This is a genomic window from Sphingopyxis sp. HIX (assembly GCF_001468285.1).
GTDB lineage: Bacteria > Pseudomonadota > Alphaproteobacteria > Sphingomonadales > Sphingomonadaceae > Sphingopyxis.
This window is the reverse complement of sequence record NZ_LNSB01000017.1, coordinates 1-14,548: the sequence shown is the minus strand read 5'-3', so window position 1 is coordinate 14,548 and position 14,548 is coordinate 1. Positions and strand designations below refer to the sequence as shown.

The 14,548-nt window shown below is 69.0% G+C and carries 14 protein-coding genes and 1 tRNA gene; 6 read left to right on the top strand and 9 right to left on the bottom strand.

Annotated features, from left to right (window positions below; genetic code table 11):
• Positions 1-17: 17 nt before the first annotated feature.
• Genes ATE62_RS09775 through ATE62_RS09765 form a run of 3 tightly spaced genes read right to left on the bottom strand, consistent with a single transcriptional unit; the run spans position 18 to position 2,116 of the window.
• Positions 18-758 carry a thioredoxin domain-containing protein gene (locus ATE62_RS09775; protein ID WP_058807563.1) on the bottom strand — a complete coding sequence of 247 codons (741 nt, stop codon included), beginning with the start codon at positions 756-758 and terminating at the stop codon, positions 18-20.
• A gap of 37 nt (positions 759-795) precedes the next feature.
• Positions 796-1,524 carry a thioredoxin domain-containing protein gene (locus ATE62_RS09770; RefSeq protein WP_058807562.1) on the bottom strand — a complete coding sequence of 243 codons (729 nt, stop codon included), beginning with the start codon at positions 1,522-1,524 and terminating at the stop codon, positions 796-798.
• Positions 1,525-1,540: 16 nt separating this feature from the next.
• Positions 1,541-2,116, bottom strand: a complete 576-nt coding sequence (locus ATE62_RS09765) for a DUF721 domain-containing protein (protein ID WP_058807561.1) — start codon at positions 2,114-2,116, stop codon at positions 1,541-1,543.
• Between the two features lie 26 nt (positions 2,117-2,142).
• On the opposite strand from ATE62_RS09765, the gene ATE62_RS09760 reads away from it, so the two are divergent.
• The 4 genes from ATE62_RS09760 to ATE62_RS22885 all read left to right on the top strand — a co-directional run bounded on the left by ATE62_RS09760 (position 2,143) and on the right by ATE62_RS22885 (position 5,956).
• Positions 2,143-3,171 carry an A/G-specific adenine glycosylase gene (locus ATE62_RS09760; RefSeq protein WP_231736229.1) on the top strand — a complete coding sequence of 343 codons (1,029 nt, stop codon included), beginning with the start codon at positions 2,143-2,145 and terminating at the stop codon, positions 3,169-3,171.
• A complete protein-coding gene (locus ATE62_RS09755) occupies positions 3,168-4,454 on the top strand; it encodes a serine hydrolase domain-containing protein (RefSeq protein ID WP_058807560.1) in 1,287 nt (428 codons plus the stop codon). Before ATE62_RS09760 ends, ATE62_RS09755 begins: the two co-directional genes overlap by 4 nt.
• Entirely contained in the window at positions 4,454-5,326 is an 873-nt protein-coding gene (gene nudC, locus ATE62_RS09750) for an NAD(+) diphosphatase (RefSeq protein ID WP_058807559.1), read from the top strand. The genes ATE62_RS09755 and nudC overlap by 1 nt, the downstream gene beginning before the upstream one ends.
• A 144-nt stretch (positions 5,327-5,470) precedes the next feature.
• Positions 5,471-5,956 carry an endonuclease domain-containing protein gene (locus ATE62_RS22885; RefSeq protein ID WP_082662717.1) on the top strand — a complete coding sequence of 162 codons (486 nt, stop codon included), beginning with the start codon at positions 5,471-5,473 and terminating at the stop codon, positions 5,954-5,956.
• Here the strand turns inward: ATE62_RS22885 and ATE62_RS09745 are convergent.
• From ATE62_RS09745 to ATE62_RS09735, 3 genes are all read right to left on the bottom strand, one after another.
• Positions 5,953-6,375, bottom strand: coding sequence for a DUF2497 domain-containing protein (locus ATE62_RS09745; protein WP_058807558.1), 423 nt, complete (start codon positions 6,373-6,375; stop codon positions 5,953-5,955). The two genes, ATE62_RS22885 and ATE62_RS09745, sit on opposite strands and share 4 nt — an antisense overlap.
• Positions 6,376-6,451: 76 nt before the next feature.
• A complete protein-coding gene (locus ATE62_RS09740; protein WP_058807585.1) occupies positions 6,452-7,942 on the bottom strand; it encodes a TolC family outer membrane protein in 1,491 nt (496 codons plus the stop codon).
• A gap of 35 nt (positions 7,943-7,977) precedes the next feature.
• Complete coding sequence (locus ATE62_RS09735; protein ID WP_058807557.1) at positions 7,978-8,640, bottom strand: protein-L-isoaspartate O-methyltransferase family protein; 663 nt, start codon at positions 8,638-8,640, stop codon at positions 7,978-7,980.
• 222 nt (positions 8,641-8,862) lie between these two features.
• On the opposite strand from ATE62_RS09735, the gene ATE62_RS09730 reads away from it, so the two are divergent.
• Both ATE62_RS09730 and ATE62_RS09725 read left to right on the top strand, forming a co-directional pair.
• A tRNA-Cys gene (locus tag ATE62_RS09730) sits at positions 8,863-8,936 on the top strand.
• 89 nt (positions 8,937-9,025) lie between these two features.
• Positions 9,026-10,255: a serine hydrolase domain-containing protein gene (locus ATE62_RS09725; RefSeq protein WP_197411640.1), complete on the top strand. Its 1,230-nt coding sequence runs from the start codon at positions 9,026-9,028 to the stop codon at positions 10,253-10,255.
• Positions 10,256-10,267: 12 nt separating this feature from the next.
• On the opposite strand, the gene ATE62_RS09720 is transcribed toward ATE62_RS09725, so the two are convergent.
• The 3 genes from ATE62_RS09720 to ATE62_RS09710 all read right to left on the bottom strand — a co-directional run.
• Positions 10,268-12,292: a glycoside hydrolase family 97 protein gene (locus ATE62_RS09720; RefSeq protein WP_082662715.1), complete on the bottom strand. Its 2,025-nt coding sequence runs from the start codon at positions 12,290-12,292 to the stop codon at positions 10,268-10,270.
• 28 nt (positions 12,293-12,320) lie between these two features.
• On the bottom strand, positions 12,321-13,367 hold the full coding sequence (locus tag ATE62_RS09715; protein WP_058807556.1) for a cupin-like domain-containing protein: 1,047 nt from the start codon (positions 13,365-13,367) through the stop codon (positions 12,321-12,323).
• Positions 13,367-14,548, bottom strand: a 1,182-nt coding sequence (locus tag ATE62_RS09710; RefSeq protein WP_058818505.1) for a tryptophan 7-halogenase, incomplete at its 5' end; no start/stop codon positions are given. The genes ATE62_RS09715 and ATE62_RS09710, both read right to left, overlap by 1 nt.

Sequence of the window (14,548 nt, the reverse complement as noted above, 5' to 3'; positions counted from 1 at the left end):
CAGGGAGGATTATATCGTCAGCGCGCGCCGAGCGTTTTCAGGCGGTCGCGCAGCACCGGCCAGGTGCCGATGCCTTCGGCGAGCTGGCCGTTGATGATGAACGCCGGGGTGCCGGGGATCGGATAGGCTTCGTTCGCCGCGTTGACGCCCTTTTCGAGCTTTTCGAGGTTGGCGACATTGCCGAGGCAGCTGTTGATCTGCTCGGCGGTCATGCCGCGCGACTGGAAGAAGGTGTCGAGCTTGATCGCCTTGGCGAGCGCGGGGAAGCGCTGTGCGGGGGGCAGGGCCATCGCGGCTTCGTAGCCGGCCTGGTTGCCCTGCGCGTTGGCGAAGATTTCGGCCTGCGCCGCCATCGCATTTTCCATCAGCGCAAAATAGCGCTCCTTGGGCGCGCACTGGATCACCGCGGCGGCGGTGATGTCGATCGGGTCGCGGACATAGTTGCGGATCTCGAAGCTGACGCGGCCGGTGTCGACGAAGTCGCGCTTCAGCTCCTCATGGCTGGTGTTCGAGAAATCGGCGCAGTGCGAGCAGGTGAGCGAGGCATATTCGATCACCTTGATCGGCGCCTCGGGGTTGCCCATCGCATAGCCGCCCTCGGGGGTGACGGTGACGGTCTGCGACCAGCTCTTGCCCGCAGGCGCCGCGACCTTGGCGATCGCCGCCTGTTCCTTGGCGGGGTCGGTCTTGCTGTCGCCGCAGGCGGCGAGGGCGAGCGCGCCCATCGAGGTCAACAGGGCGGTACGCAGCAGGGTCATGTTTATTCTCTCCACTGATCGGGGGAAGGACGGGCTTTTACGAGGCCTTGAGGGCGAGGTCGAGTTGCGATTTCACCACCGGCCAGGCGACGCCGTCGATGCGGCGGCCGTTGAGGAAGAAGGTCGGGGTGCCGCCGACGCGGTCGGCGTTGCGCCCTATGTTGGTCATCCCGGTGAGCTCGGCCTGCGCGACCTCGTTATCGAGGCAGGCGTTCTGCTGCGCGAGCGTGTAGCCGCGCGCGCTCATCAGCGCGGTGAGCCCGGTGTCGGCGGCGATCTTGCGCGCGCGCTGGCCGGTGGTGCCCTCGAACCAGCTGGTCTTCTGCGCGTCGCTCGCCTTGGTCACCTTGTCGAGCAGCGCGGGCTGGCCGGCGAAGATCGCGGCGTGATTGCCGGCAAACGCCTTGGGCCCGCCGCAGCGCGCAAGCAGCGCCGCGGTCATGTCGATCGGATCGCGCACGAGGTTGCGATATTCGAAGAGCACGAGCCCCTTGTCGACATAGAGCGTCTTCAAAGGCACCCCCGCCGCCTTGGCGAAATCGCCGCAGACGTGGCAGGTGTAGCTGAAATATTCGACCAGCTTGATCTTTGCCGCCGGGTTGCCGACGGTATAGGCGCCGATACTGCTGGCGGTGACGGTCGACGACCAGCGCGGCGCGGCGGCCGCGGCTTTCTTGGCAGGCGCGGCCTGCACGGCCGACAGCGTCAGCGCGCCGAGCGCGGCGGCGGCGGCAAGGGCGATCGAACGCGAAAGGAATGGCTTCATCGGGGCCGGGTCTTCCTCAACTGATGCGGGGGAGCTTGGGCGGCGTCGCGAGCCCCGCCGCCATCCGTTCGAGGACGGTGCGAAGCTCGGGGTCGCCGATGTCGCGCAAACTGTCCCCCAGTTCGGCGGGTACGGGTTTGAGCATTGCTGGCGGCTGAACGGCGGGCGCGGGGGTGACCTGCCCGTGGCTCATGCGCACGGTGGCGATCGCGGCATAGCCGAAGAAGCGGTTGACCGCGGCGATCAGATCGGGGGCGACGTGCTGGAGCATCGGCGCGTGCGCGCCGCTGATCGTCAGGTGCAGCGTGCCGCCGGCTTTCTGTCCGGCCGGGAAACGGATCATCGCGGGCTGGGTGACGTCGGCGAGGCGGTCGCCGACGATCTCGCGCCAGCGGCTGACCACCGACGACTGGATGAAGCCGAATTTGCGAAAGGCGGTGCGGCCGATTTCGGGGACGAGGTCGGAGATCGCGCGCGCCTCGCCGCCGCGCGGGCGCTCATAGGGACGCGCGGCGGGCTTGGCGGATTTCGCCTTCGCCTTTTTCGCCTTCGGCTTGTCCGCCGGGCCATCCTCCGCCGCGTCTTTCGTCATAGCGGGCGCCATGCCATAGGCGGGGGGTGAGCGTCCAGACTTCCGACATCGACGAAGGCTTCGCCGCGCGCCTGTTCGGCTGGTACGACCGCGCGGCGCGGGTGCTGCCGTGGCGCGTTCCGCCGGGCAGCGCGGCGATCCCCGACCCCTATCGCGTGTGGATGGCCGAAGTCATGCTGCAGCAGACGACGGTCGCCGCGGTCGCGGGCTATTTCGAGCGCTTCACGGCGCGCTGGCCGACGGTTGCCGATCTAGCGACCGCCGACGATGCCGACGTCATGGCGGCGTGGGCGGGGCTCGGCTATTATGCCCGCGCGCGGAACCTGCTCGCTTGCGCGCGCGCGGTGGCGGCGGATCATGGCGGCCTGTTTCCCGATACCGAGGAGGGGCTGCGTGCCCTGCCGGGCGTGGGCGACTATACCGCGGCGGCCGTGGCGGCGATCGCCTTCGGGCGGCCCTCGGTGGTGGTCGACGCCAATATCGAGCGCGTGATCGCGCGGCACCGGCTGATCGAGATTCCGCTGCCCGCGGCGAAGCGTGACATCAAGGCGGCATTGGCGCCGCTGGTGCCCGCTGACCGCCCGGGCGACTTTGCGCAGGCGCTGATGGATCTCGGCGCGACGATCTGCACCGTGCGCAGCCCGGCGTGCGGCATCTGCCCGGTGATGGCCGACTGCCGCGCGCGCGGGCGTGCCGATATCGAGCGGCTGCCGGTGAAGCCGCCCAAGAAGGCGAAGCCGCATCGCCATGGCCTCGCATACTGGATCGAGCAGGACGGCAGGGTCTGGCTGGTGCGGCGCCCCGACAAGGGCATGCTCGGCGGCATGCGTGCGCTGCCCGGCGGCGACTGGACCGACACGCCGCCGCGCGAGTCGGGGATCGTATCGGTCGACCATGGCTTCACCCATTTCGACCTGACGCTGACCTTGGTGCGCCGCGAAGTCCAAGATGCCGCAACGGAAGGCCTGTGGTGGCCCATCTCGGACCTTGACGCGGCGGGGCTGCCGACGCTCTACCGGAAACTGACCGACAAGATGCTGGAGAGAGTGCAATGAACATGATGGTTTCGCGCCGCGCGATGCTCGGCGGGCTGGCGCTCGGCGGAACCGGGCTGCTGCTGCCCAATGCCGCCTGGGCCTTCAAGGAAGGCGGCGCGCAGCTCTATCCCGCGACGAACGCCTTCATCAAAGGCTTCGTCGACCGCAAGGAACTGGCGGGCACGCTCGCGGCGATCGGCAAGGGACAGGCGGAGGCGAGCTTCTTCGGCGCGGGTGTCCAGTCGATCAGCGACGGCGTGCCGGTCGGCCCCGACACCTTGTGGCGGCTCTATTCGATGACCAAGCCGGTCACCGGCATCGCCGCCATGCTGCTGATCGAGGACGGCAAGATGACGCTCGACCAGCCGATCGCCGACTTCCTGCCCGCCTTCGCGAACATGAAGGTGCAGAACACCCCCGACGGCTCGATCACCGACGTGCGCCCCGCCAAGGGCCCGATCACGGTGCGCCAGCTGCTGACGCACACCGCGGGGCTCGGCTACAACATCATCCAGAAGGGGCCGATCAAGAAGGCCTATGACGACAATGGCATCGTCGGCGGGCAGGCGAGCCGGCTGCCGATCCCCGGGCTGCCGCCGGTCACCGCCGCGCCCAGCCTCGCGGTCATGGCCGACCGGCTCGCGACCTTGCCGCTCGTCTACGAGCCGGGGACCAAGTGGAGCTATTCGATCAGCCTCGACCTGATGGGACGGGTGATCGAGGTCGTGTCGGGGCAGGCGTTCGACGCTTTCCTGAAGGCGCGCATCTTCGATCCGCTCGGCATGACGAGCACCGGTTTTCAGGTCGCGGCGAAGGATGTCGCGCGCTTCACCAGCAATTATGCCTTGTTCAACGGCGTGCTCATCCCCTTCGATCCGGCGAGCGCGTCGATCTATCTCGACAAGCCGCCCTACCCCTTCGGCGGCGGCGGGCTCGTGTCGAGCGCGCGCGATTACGACCGCTTCCTCGCGATGCTGCTCGGCGAAGGCGAGACCGGCGGCAAGAGGATCATGAAGGCCGAGACCGCGCGGCTTGCGATGTCGAACATGCTGAGCGACGCGGTCGACCGCAAGGGCACCTTCGTCGACGGCCAGGGCTTCGGCGCGGGCGGGCGCGTGTCGCTGCCGACCTCGCCGGGGGGCGAGGGGCTGTTCGGCTGGGCGGGCGCCGCGGGGACGATCGGCTTCGTGCATCGGAAGCTCGGCTACCGCGTCGGCGGCTATACGCAGATCATGCCGCCCGAGACGGTAAGCTTCCAGGCCAAGTTCGGCGAGACCGTGCTGAAGGACGTGATCGCCTGATGCCGCGGCCCTTGGGGTTCACCGGATCGCGGCTCGACCGCGCCGACCAGGTCCGCACCGACGCCGCAGCCTTTGCGGCGGCCGCCGCCGATCCGCGCGCCCTGTGCCTCGTCCTCGACGGGATCGACTTCGTCCCGGGCGAGGGCGGCGGGCTGCGCTGGGAGCCTTTCGATCCGGCGGACGACCGTGCGCCGATGCTGCTCGGAATCGATGATGCGGGGGTGCCGCTCTTCGTACGCGAACCCGCGCCAGGCCAGCGGATCGATGCGCGCTCGCGTACCGTCATGCGGCTGCTGCCGCTGCTGTCGACCGAGGAAGCCGCGCTCTACGGCGGCGCGCGCAGCCTGGTCGACTGGCACGCGCGGCATCGCTTCTGCGCGGTGTGCGGCACGCCGAGCACTCTGTTCCGCGGCGGCTGGGGGCGGAAGTGCGGCGCCTGCAATGCCGAACATTTCCCGCGCGTCGACCCGGTGGTGATCATGCTCGCCGAATGCGAGGGCCGCGTGCTCGTGGGGCGCCAGCCGGGCTTTCCGCCGGGCTTCTTCTCGGCGCTCGCGGGTTTCGTCGAGCCCGGCGAATCGCTCGAGGAAGCGGTGGCGCGCGAATTGTTCGAGGAGGCGGGCATCCGTGTGTCGGACGTGACCTATGTGGCGAGCCAGCCTTGGCCCTTCCCCTCGTCGCTGATGATCGGCGCGCGCGCGGTGGCGCACGACCCCGCGCTGACGCTCGACACGACCGAGATCGAAGCGGCGATGTGGGTCGACCGCGCCGACGTCCGCGCGGCGCTCGCGGGCGACATGGGCGCGCCATTCATGGCCCCGCCGCCGCTGGCGATCGCGCGGTACTTGCTCGAGGATTGGGCGGGGTCGTAATTCCCCACGGCTTCGCCGCGGAAGGTTTAAGATGATCCGATTTGGCGCCATCTTGCCGCCGAATCGCCAACGATACGGCTACCCTAATCCTCCCTGTCGCGAAACGACGGGGAGGGGGACCATGCGAAGCATGGTGGAGGGGTCATGCAGCAACAGACGTCGAAAGAGACGATAGCAAGAGCGCGCCGACTGCGGCGGATGATGACCGCGCCGGAAGCCAAGCTCTGGCAGCAACTGCGAACGCGACCCGGCGGGGTCAAGTTTCGGCGGCAGCATCCCATAGGCGCCTATGTGCTCGATTTTTACGTAGCGTCCGCAAAGCTCGCGATTGAGATCGACGGTGCGGTGCACGACATGGGCAATATGCCAACGCGGGATGCCGCGCGTGAAGCATGGCTTGCCGGGCAAGGTGTCGCCGTGGTGAGATTGCCCGCGCGCGAAGTAATGGAGGATGTCGAAGCCGTTGTAGAGCGTCTGGTGCGGTTCGTATCCGGGCGTCGATCACCCCTCCACCACTCGCTTCGCGAGAGTGCTGGGTCGTCCAGTCCCCCGGACTGGACTTGGATTGCCGGGGGCAATCCAACCCTGCACTCCCCCTCCCCATCGCTTCGCGACAGGGAGGATTATTAGAGCCGCCGCCCCGTAATCCGGCTGATTTCTTTGGCCACCATCGCCTCGACCATCGTCGGCAGGTTGGCGTCGAGCCAGTCCTTGAGCATCGGGCGCAGCGCGTCGGTCACCACATCCTCAAGCGTGCGGCCGGCAGCCGCCGGTGCGGTCACCGCCGCCGCGACGGCGGGCGCGACCGCGGCGGTCAGCGCTTCGAGCGACTGGCGCGCGGCATCGGCGCTGGCGGGCGAGACGAGTTCCTCGGCACCGCCCGCCTCGGGCGCGGGGTCATAATCGTCCTCGGCGTCGCTCAGTTCGAGGATATCCTCGCGCGCGGGCTCGCGGATTTCGCGCGCGCCGGGGGCTTCGTCGCGCGCGATGACGCGCCGGATCGACGACAAAATGTCTTCCATCGACGGTTCACGCGACATGTCGCCCATATGGCCCCCTGAGAATCGTCCGGGAAGCGGACGATTAACCATCTCTTACCGGTAGCCGGCGATGGTTAACAAGTTCTTATTGCGGGTTCAGCGGATCGCCTGCGGGGACGCTGGCGTCGGCGGCGGGCACGGCGCGCGTGTCGGTCGCAACCTGCTGGGGCTTCGGATCGTCGTCCCAGTCGAAGATCTTGCCCTTCACGCGCTTGTAATTGACCTCGGGGTCGTAGAGCGCGCCGCCCTCGATCCCCAGGTCGCGCGCCTCGGCCTTGCCCATCGCGGCGAGCACCGAGAAGGCCGCGACATACGAGTTGCGCCGCGCCGAGACGAGCTGGACCTGCGTGTTCAGATATTCCTGTTCGGCGTTCAATATGTCGAGGATCGAGCGCGTGCCGACGCTGTTTTCGGCGCGCACGCCCTCGAGCGAAAGCGCATTGGCGCTGACCGCCTGCTCGGTCGCGGCGATGATCCGCTCGTTCGCCTGCCACGCGGCATAGGCGCCGCGCGTCTGGGCGATGACGCCGCGCTCGGTCTCGACATAGGCTTCTATCGACTGGCTGTTGCGCGACTGCGCCTGGCGGACCTGCGCCGCGGGGCGCCCGCCCTGGAAGATCGGGATCGAAAGCGACAGTCCGGTCTGCACGTTGGTCGTGACATTCTGCCGCCCGATCGACCCGTCCGCGATCGAATTGAGGTTGTTGGCATAGCCGGCGCCGCCGACCGCCGACAGCTTGGGCATGCGGCCGGCGCGGGCGACGCCGATGTCGGCGCGGCTGGCGTTGACCAGCTGGTTCGCGGCTTCGATGTCGGGATTGTTGGTGAGTGCGATCGCGACGGCATCCTCGGCGGTCGCGGGCAGGTTCGGCAGCTGCGGCGGCTGTTCGAGGTCGACCGGTGCGTCACCGACGAGGCGGATATACGCCTCGCGGCTGGCAATCAGGTTCGATTCGGCGGTGCGCAGATCGCCCTCGGCGAGCGCGAGGCGCGCCTGCGACTGGGCGACGTCGGTGCGCGTCAGGTCGCCAATCTCGAAGCGGTCGCTCGTCGCCTGCAAATTGGTGCGCAGGACCGAGACATTCTTCTGGTTGAGCTGGACAATCGCCTGGTCGCGGATGACGTCCATATAGGCGCCGACGGTCTGCGAAAAAATGCTCGCCTCGGTCGCGCGGAGGTCGGCCTGGCCCGCTTCGACGCGAAACTTGGCGGCCTTGACCGCATTCTTCACCGCGCCGCCCTGATAGATCGGCACGCTGACCTGCCCGCCGACGTTCAGGAAGCGCATCGGCTGGACATTGGCGTTGCCGGGAATGACCAGATTTTCCTGATAATCGACGACGGCGCGCGCATCGGGCAGGCCGCCAGCCTTCTGGATCGGCACATTCTCGTCATTGGCGCGCTGCCCGGCGCGCGCGGCGGTCAGCGTCGGGTTGTTCTCATAGGCCTTGGCGAGCGCGCCCTGCAGCGTTTCGGCGTGCGCTGCCGACGACAGCGTCCCCGATATCGTCAGGGCGCCGAGCGCGAGGCCGGCAAGCCAGCGGGCGCGGGGCTGTTTCTTGTTGGTATCGAGCATCGTCATGATCAGCCTGAAAACTGGGGAGGAGCCGGTTAGAACTGGAAGCCCTTGGGAGCCGCGAAACCCGGGAGCGGCGCGACGTCCATGTCGGCGAAGGGGCGGAGCGCGATCGTCCCGCCGGTCTTCACCCCCTGGACGAGGCGGCTGACGCTGCCGTCGCGGAGCGCCGCGACGATGCGGCCGCCCTCGACGAGCTGGTCGGCGAGCGCCGCGGGCAGCGCCTCGATTGCGCCCTCGACGATGATGCGGTCGAACAGCCCCTTGTCGGGCGCGCCGGCGGCGAGCGGGCCTTGACTCCAGCGGATCGCGGGGTTGGTCGCGGCGAGCTTCGCCATCTCGATGAGCCCGGTCTCTTCCTCGAGCGCCTCGACCTCGGCGCCGAGCAGCGCGAGGCACGCGGCGGTGTAGCCGGTCGCGGCGCCGACGAGGAGCACGCGCATGCCGGGGCGTAGCATCGCCGCGACGAGCATGCGCCCGGTCACGAGCGGCGGGTTGAGCGCGCGGCCGGTGCCGAGCGGGATCGCGCGGTCCATATAGGCGACGCTCGCCAGCGCGGGCGGTACATGCGCCTCGCGCGCGACGGCGCCCATCGCGCCGACCACCGCGGGGTCGATCACATCGTTGGTGCGGAGCTGGCTGTCGATCATCGCAGCCCGCATCTCCGCGGCACTTACCTCGTTCAATCTCGTCGCCATCAGCGCTGTCCGATTCCTGGAATGACCCTCATTGCAGCCCGCTCTAGCCCAAGCGATGCTGTATTGCAATGCTAATACAGCATGAGCGTCTGCTGGGCTGCGCATAGCTGCCCCGGCCGCCGCCGCCAAGGGTGGATCGGCGAATCCTTGACAAGGCTGGCAAAGCCCATCACTAGCGCAGGCCCACCCGGGCCGTCCGACAGGACCGGCCGTTCGGCATGAGGCCCGATGGCGGAGTGGTGACGCAGCGGACTGCAAATCCGTATACGCCGGTTCGATTCCGGCTCGGGCCTCCATTTCCTGTTCTTCGAAGCCGGCGCAGCCTATGCGTTTCCGATCCCGGATGCCCGGGCGGGGCGCGACGGCCGATGGGAGTGGGAAGCCAATGAAGAAGCTTGGGCGGCGGGCGCTGCTGGTCGGATCGGCGGCGATGACGGTCGGGGGCGCAGCCGCTGCCCGCGCGCAAACGAACCCCGCATCCCCCGACGCCGATTCCGCATGGATTCCGTCGGAGGCGCTGGTCGGCGAACTGCCGCGGCTCATGCGGATCGCCGGGGTGCCCGGCGTCGCGATCGCGGTCGTCGACCGCGGGCGGCTCGCCTGGAGCCGGGGCTTCGGCGTGAAGAACATCCTCACCCGCGATCCGGTGCGCGAGGACACGCTGTTCGAGGCCGCGTCGATGACCAAGCCGGTCTTCGCCTATGCCGTGATGCGGCTGGCCGACGAGAAGCGCCTCGACCTCGACGCGCCGCTCGTCGCCTATCGCCGGCCGGATCATCTGGGCGACGATCCGAATCTGGAGCGCATCACCGCCCGCCATGTGCTGGAGCATTCGACCGGCCTGCCCAACTGGGCTTCGGCGCCGCTCGCCACGCGCAGCATGCCTGGATCGGCGTACAGCTATTCGGGCGAAGCCTTCGTCTGGCTCCAGCTGGTCGTCGAGGCGATCATGGGCATGGGGCTCGGCGACGTGATGCGGACAAAATTGTTCGAGCCCGCAGGCATGTCCAGCAGCAGCTTCGGCTGGGACGAGGCGATCGCGGCGGCCGCGGTCTACGGTCATTCGGAGCCCCCCGAAGGCGAGGCGATGCTGCCGCCGCAGCCGACGCGCGAACTGGGCGACAAGCTGCTGCCGATCGCGGTGAAGCGGCGCAAGCCGATCGCGTCCTGGACCTATGAGGATTCGGTCGCGGCGATGCGCGAGATGGATCCGAAGGCGGTGCCGTCGACGCACGACCTGCTGGTCAATTCGGCGGGCGGCCTCCTCATGACCGCGTCCGACTATGCGCGCTTCATGGCGCTGATGATGGACCAGCGGGACCGCGCCGCCTGGGAGATCGGCGCGACCGGGCGGCAGGCGATGCTCACGCCCCGGATCGACGTGCGCGGCCGCGACATCGCGCGCGGGCTGGGCTGGGAGCTCGAACAATCGCCGGCGGGCCCGCTGTTCCAGCACAGCGGCAGCAATTACGGCATCTTCAAGACGCTGGGCGTCGGCGACGCGCGGAACGGGCGCGCGATCATCGTCTTCACCAACGCCGCGAACGGCAACGCCCTCGCCGCGCGGATCGTCCGCGCGGCGACGGGGATCGACCGTTTGAAAACTTTGATCTGATCGCGGCGCGGTTCAGCGATCGAGCAGCCGGAAGCGCACCGCCACCCCGCCGCCCGGCGCCATGGCGAGATCGAGGCGGTCGGCGCTGGTCACGACGCGCTTCGAAATCGCCAGCGCGCCCGGATTGGAGCGATAGTCGGCGCCGGGGCCGTCGGCGTAGATCTGCGCTTCGTATCGCTTGCCGGGCGCGAGGAAATCGAGGGGCTGGGTGAGCCCCCGCGCTTCCTCGTCGCCGATCGCGCCGAGATACCAGTCGCCGCCGCCGCGTTGCTGCCGCGCGACGACGACATAGTCGCCGATCGCGCTCTGCAGCGTGCGCGACACCTCCCAGTCGGCGGGCACGTCGCGGATGAAGCGGAAGGCGTCAGGCCGCGCCGCGTAATTTTCGGGGAGGTCCGCCGCCATCTGGATCGGCGAATAGACGACGACATATTCGGCGAGCTGCGTCGCGAGCGTCGATTGCACGCGGCGCGTCAGCTCCTTGCCGCCGCGCGCGATGTCGAAGATGCCCGGCGTGAAGTCCATCGGCCCCGCGAGCAGCCGCGTGAAGGGCAGGATCGTCATATGCTCGGGCGGGTTGGTCGGGTTGCCCCAGGCGTTGAACTCCTGCCCGCGCGCGCCCTCGCGGCTGACCCAGTTGGGCCAGGTGCGGCGCAGCCCGGTGTCCTTGACCGGTTCGTGCGTGTTGATCGCGATGCGAAGCTTCGCCGCGCGCTTCACGACGTCGAGATGATGATCGACCGCATATTGGCCGGCGAACCACTGCAGCCCGCCGGTACCGTCGACGATCGTGCCGCTGTGGCGGACATAGCCGGTCTTGATCAGCGACACGCCGTTGTCGGCGTAGAGTTGGAGCCCGGCATCGAGCTGGCGCGCATAATTTTCGATCGCGCCGCCGGTCTCGTGGTGCCCGATCAGCTTCACCCCCTTCGCCTTGCCGTAGCGCGCGATCTCGGGAAGGTCGAAATCGGGATAGGCGGTGGTGAAGCTGAACTTGTCGCCATTGGCGATCCAGTCGCCGTCCCAGCCCCTGTTCCACCCCTCGACGAGTACCCCGTCGAAGCCGTTCGCGGCGGCGAAGTCGATGTAACGCTTTACATTTGAAGTGTTTGCGCCATGCGTGGGGCCGCTGCCCCAGGTCGATTTCTCGAGGTGCATCTCCCACCAGACGCCGACATATTTGCCGGGTTTGAACCAGCTGGCGATGTCGGGGAGCTTGCTCGGTTCGTTGAGGTTGAGCGTGATGCGGCTGTCGGCGAGCGCGCCGGGGGTTTCGCCGACCAGCACGGTCCGCCACGGCGTCGTGAAAGGCCCGGTCCTTTTCGCAAGCACCCCGTCGGGCCAGGGCATCAGCCAGGCGCTGTAGGTTCCCGCGCCATTGCCCTCGAGCAGCATCGAGGGGAAATCGACGAGCGCGGCCTCGTGGAAGGAGAGATAAAGGCCGTTGTCGCCCTTCAGCGTCAGCGGCGTTTCGGCGAGCGTGATGCGCCGCGCGTCGGCCTGCTTGTAGAGATATTCGTCGCGTTCCTGCCCCAGCCCCTCGTACCACCAGGCCTGATAGGCGCCGACGGTGCGAAATTGCGTGCGATCGGCGGCGACCGCGACCGCCTGCCCCGCGGGGATATCGGCATAATCGTAGCGAAAGCCAAAACCGTCGTCGAAGAGGCGGAAGGTGACGCCGGCCGACTTGTTGAGCGGGGTGTCGCCCGTCAGCTTGACCGACAGCTCGCTGTGGTTGTCGCGGATGACGCGCTGCTCGCCCCACGGCTGTTCCCAGCTCGTGTCCGAGGCCGAGCGCTTGGCGTCGCCGAGCGTCGTGAAGCGCGGGTCGGCCTCGCCCGCGAAGCTCAGCCCTAGCCGCGACGGCGCGATCACCGTCACGTCGCCGCGCCGCACCTCGTAGCGCGCTTCGCCGCCTTCGACGGCGACGCACAGCTCGAGGACCCTCCCCGGCGACGTGATGCATTCGCGCGCCGCCGCGGGCGCGGCGAGCGCCAGCAGCGACAGGCCGGATAACAGGGCAAGCTTGCGGATCATGGATTCATCTCTTTCCGGGGAAGGGGGATCATGTGTCGAAGGCGGCCGACAACCGGCGGCGCAGCGCCGCGCGCTCGGCGGCGGGCATCGGACCGAGCACGCCGCGCAGCCCCTCGGGGATATGCGCCGCGGCCGCCGCGGCATCGCCGAACACATGCGCGTCGAACATCGCCTGCCAATAGGCGCGCTCGCCGGGCGGCAGGTCGCGCAGCGCGAGCAGCGCGGCGAGGAAGATGTCGTGCGGATTCTCGACGCCCTCGCCCGCGCCGCCCCACCAATAATTGACCATCGCATTATAGGGATCGAGCGAGGTCACATGGTGCCACCAATAGCGCGGGATGAAGATCGCATCGCCCGGCTCGAGCATCGCGACGCGCGCCTCCGCCATCGCCTCGCGAAAGCGCGGATAGCGGGTGTAGTCGGGATTTTCGGGATCGACGAGCGACAGCGGCGGCGGATTGTCGAGCGGACCGATATAAAGGTTCGCCACCTGCTCGGGCGGGAAGAGCAGGAAGCGCCGCCGACCCGCGATCACGCAGGCGAGATTATGGTCGCGGTCGTTGTGCGTCTGCGTCTTCACCGCGCCGCCGAGCCACAGCTTGGGCCCGGTGTCGGCGGGCAGCAGCGGCATCGGGTTCTGGCCCAGGAAATCGGGCAGCGCCTCGGCGAGCGGCAACATCTGGATCGCCACCGTCGGGGCATTGGCCTGCCCCATCAGCGTCTCGATCCGCGCGAGCGTATCGCGCAGCGGCGCGTGGCGCTTGGTGAAGCTGAACTCGCGGATGTCGGCGCGATAGGCGAAGCGCCCCGCGGCGCGCGCGGGCGCCTCCATTACCGGCACGGGTACGCCACGGTCGAGCCCCGCGAGATAGGCGTTCAGGCGGCCGGGCGAATGGCGCCCGGCCGCCAGCGCGATCCAGTCGTCGAACAGGCCCTTGACGACGACAGGCTTTCCCGCCGCGACCAGCGCGGCGAAATCGGCGGGCGCCGGCGCGCTGCGCGCGGCAATGCGCGGCAGCGCGTCGAGCGGCGAGGGCGCGGCGGCGGGCGGGTCGAGGCGCGCGGGCTCAGCCATCAAGCGCGCTGCATGATGCGCGCGAGCGCGGCGTCGTGCGTCGGCTGGCGCAGCACCTGTTCGCGCACCGTGCCCAGCATCTTGCGGAAGTGCGTCTTCACCGCGTCGGGCGGGGTGCGGTCGGCCGACGGGCGCCAGCCTTCGGGCAATAGACCGTGGCCGGTGAGCAGCGCGCGCCAGCTGTCGGGCGGCAGGCTCTCGTCCTCGTGCGGCGCGAGCTCGCCGCGCGCGCGGAAGAAAGCGAGCATATGGTCGAGCTCGGCCGAGCGCGGGGTGGCGCGCGCGGCGTCCCAGAAGGGCCCGATGTAGGTCTGCAGCGCAAGATGCGCGGTCTGGAAATCGGCTACGCGGTCGAAATGCGAGCGCATCAGCCGGTTATATTCGGTGCGCCGCGCGTCGCAGGCGCCCGCGCCCGGATAGGCGGCGATCAGGTGGACGATGCCGAGCTGCAGCGCGTGCAGCGGCAGGCCGTGGAGCGGGTCGAAGGCGGCGGCGGCTTCGCCGAGTGCGACGACATTCTGCACCCAGGGCGCGGCCGCGATGCCCGCCCCGAGCGGGCAGATCGCGACACTTTCGAGCGGCAGCCCGCTGGTCGCTTGTGCGGCCGCCAGCGCGTCGTCGTCGCTCGTGACGCCGCCCGAAAAGACATGCGCGACATGGGTGTGCGCCATCGCCGGGTAGAGCGCGGTCCAGCCGTTCGCGCCAGCGCGGACCTCCGAATAGACGGGCAGCGCGGCGAAGCGCGGCGCGCGGGCGACCAGCAGTCGGTTGCCGGGCGATGGTGTCGAGTCGAACGCTGCCCCCGGCGTGTCGTGCAGCAAGGACGCTTCGCGCGTCACGTCGACGAATAGCCCGGCCTCGACGCGCCGGTCGCCGTCGAGCAGGAGCGCGGCGATGCCGTTCTCGCCGCGCTCGATGCCGGCGCTTTCGGCCTCGACGATCTCGACCCCCAGATGCCGCGCGATCGCGCGCAGGCTCTTCGCATAAGCTGCGGCGGGGAGGTGGTAGCCGTAATCGGCGCGCGCGTAGCGCTCGCTCTCCTCGTCGGGGAAGAAGAGGCGGCCCTGATGCGCCGCGGTGGCGGTCAGCGAGAAGTCGTCGAGCCCGACCCCGAGCCCGTGGTGCCGCGCCTTGACCCAGTGCGGAAAGAAATCGCCGCCGTCGATGATGCTGCCGAAACC

Bases quoted from the DNA above. Each gene is read 5' to 3' on its own strand.
- ATE62_RS22885 (WP_082662717.1), top strand. From the start codon at position 5,471: ATGCAGCAACAGACGTCGAAAGAGACGATAGCAAGAGCGCGCCGACTG.
- ATE62_RS09720 (WP_082662715.1), bottom strand. From the start codon at position 12,292: ATGATCCGCAAGCTTGCCCTGTTATCCGGCCTGTCGCTGCTGGCGCTC.
- ATE62_RS09725 (WP_197411640.1), top strand. From the start codon at position 9,026: ATGAAGAAGCTTGGGCGGCGGGCGCTGCTGGTCGGATCGGCGGCGATG.
- ATE62_RS09735 (WP_058807557.1), bottom strand. From the start codon at position 8,640: ATGGCGACGAGATTGAACGAGGTAAGTGCCGCGGAGATGCGGGCTGCG.
- nudC (WP_058807559.1), top strand. From the start codon at position 4,454: ATGCCGCGGCCCTTGGGGTTCACCGGATCGCGGCTCGACCGCGCCGAC.
- ATE62_RS09765 (WP_058807561.1), bottom strand. From the start codon at position 2,116: ATGACGAAAGACGCGGCGGAGGATGGCCCGGCGGACAAGCCGAAGGCG.
- ATE62_RS09770 (WP_058807562.1), bottom strand. From the start codon at position 1,524: ATGAAGCCATTCCTTTCGCGTTCGATCGCCCTTGCCGCCGCCGCCGCG.
- ATE62_RS09740 (WP_058807585.1), bottom strand. From the start codon at position 7,942: ATGCTCGATACCAACAAGAAACAGCCCCGCGCCCGCTGGCTTGCCGGC.
- ATE62_RS09775 (WP_058807563.1), bottom strand. From the start codon at position 758: ATGACCCTGCTGCGTACCGCCCTGTTGACCTCGATGGGCGCGCTCGCC.
- ATE62_RS09715 (WP_058807556.1), bottom strand. From the start codon at position 13,367: ATGGCTGAGCCCGCGCGCCTCGACCCGCCCGCCGCCGCGCCCTCGCCG.
- ATE62_RS09745 (WP_058807558.1), bottom strand. From the start codon at position 6,375: ATGGGCGACATGTCGCGTGAACCGTCGATGGAAGACATTTTGTCGTCG.
- ATE62_RS09755 (WP_058807560.1), top strand. From the start codon at position 3,168: ATGAACATGATGGTTTCGCGCCGCGCGATGCTCGGCGGGCTGGCGCTC.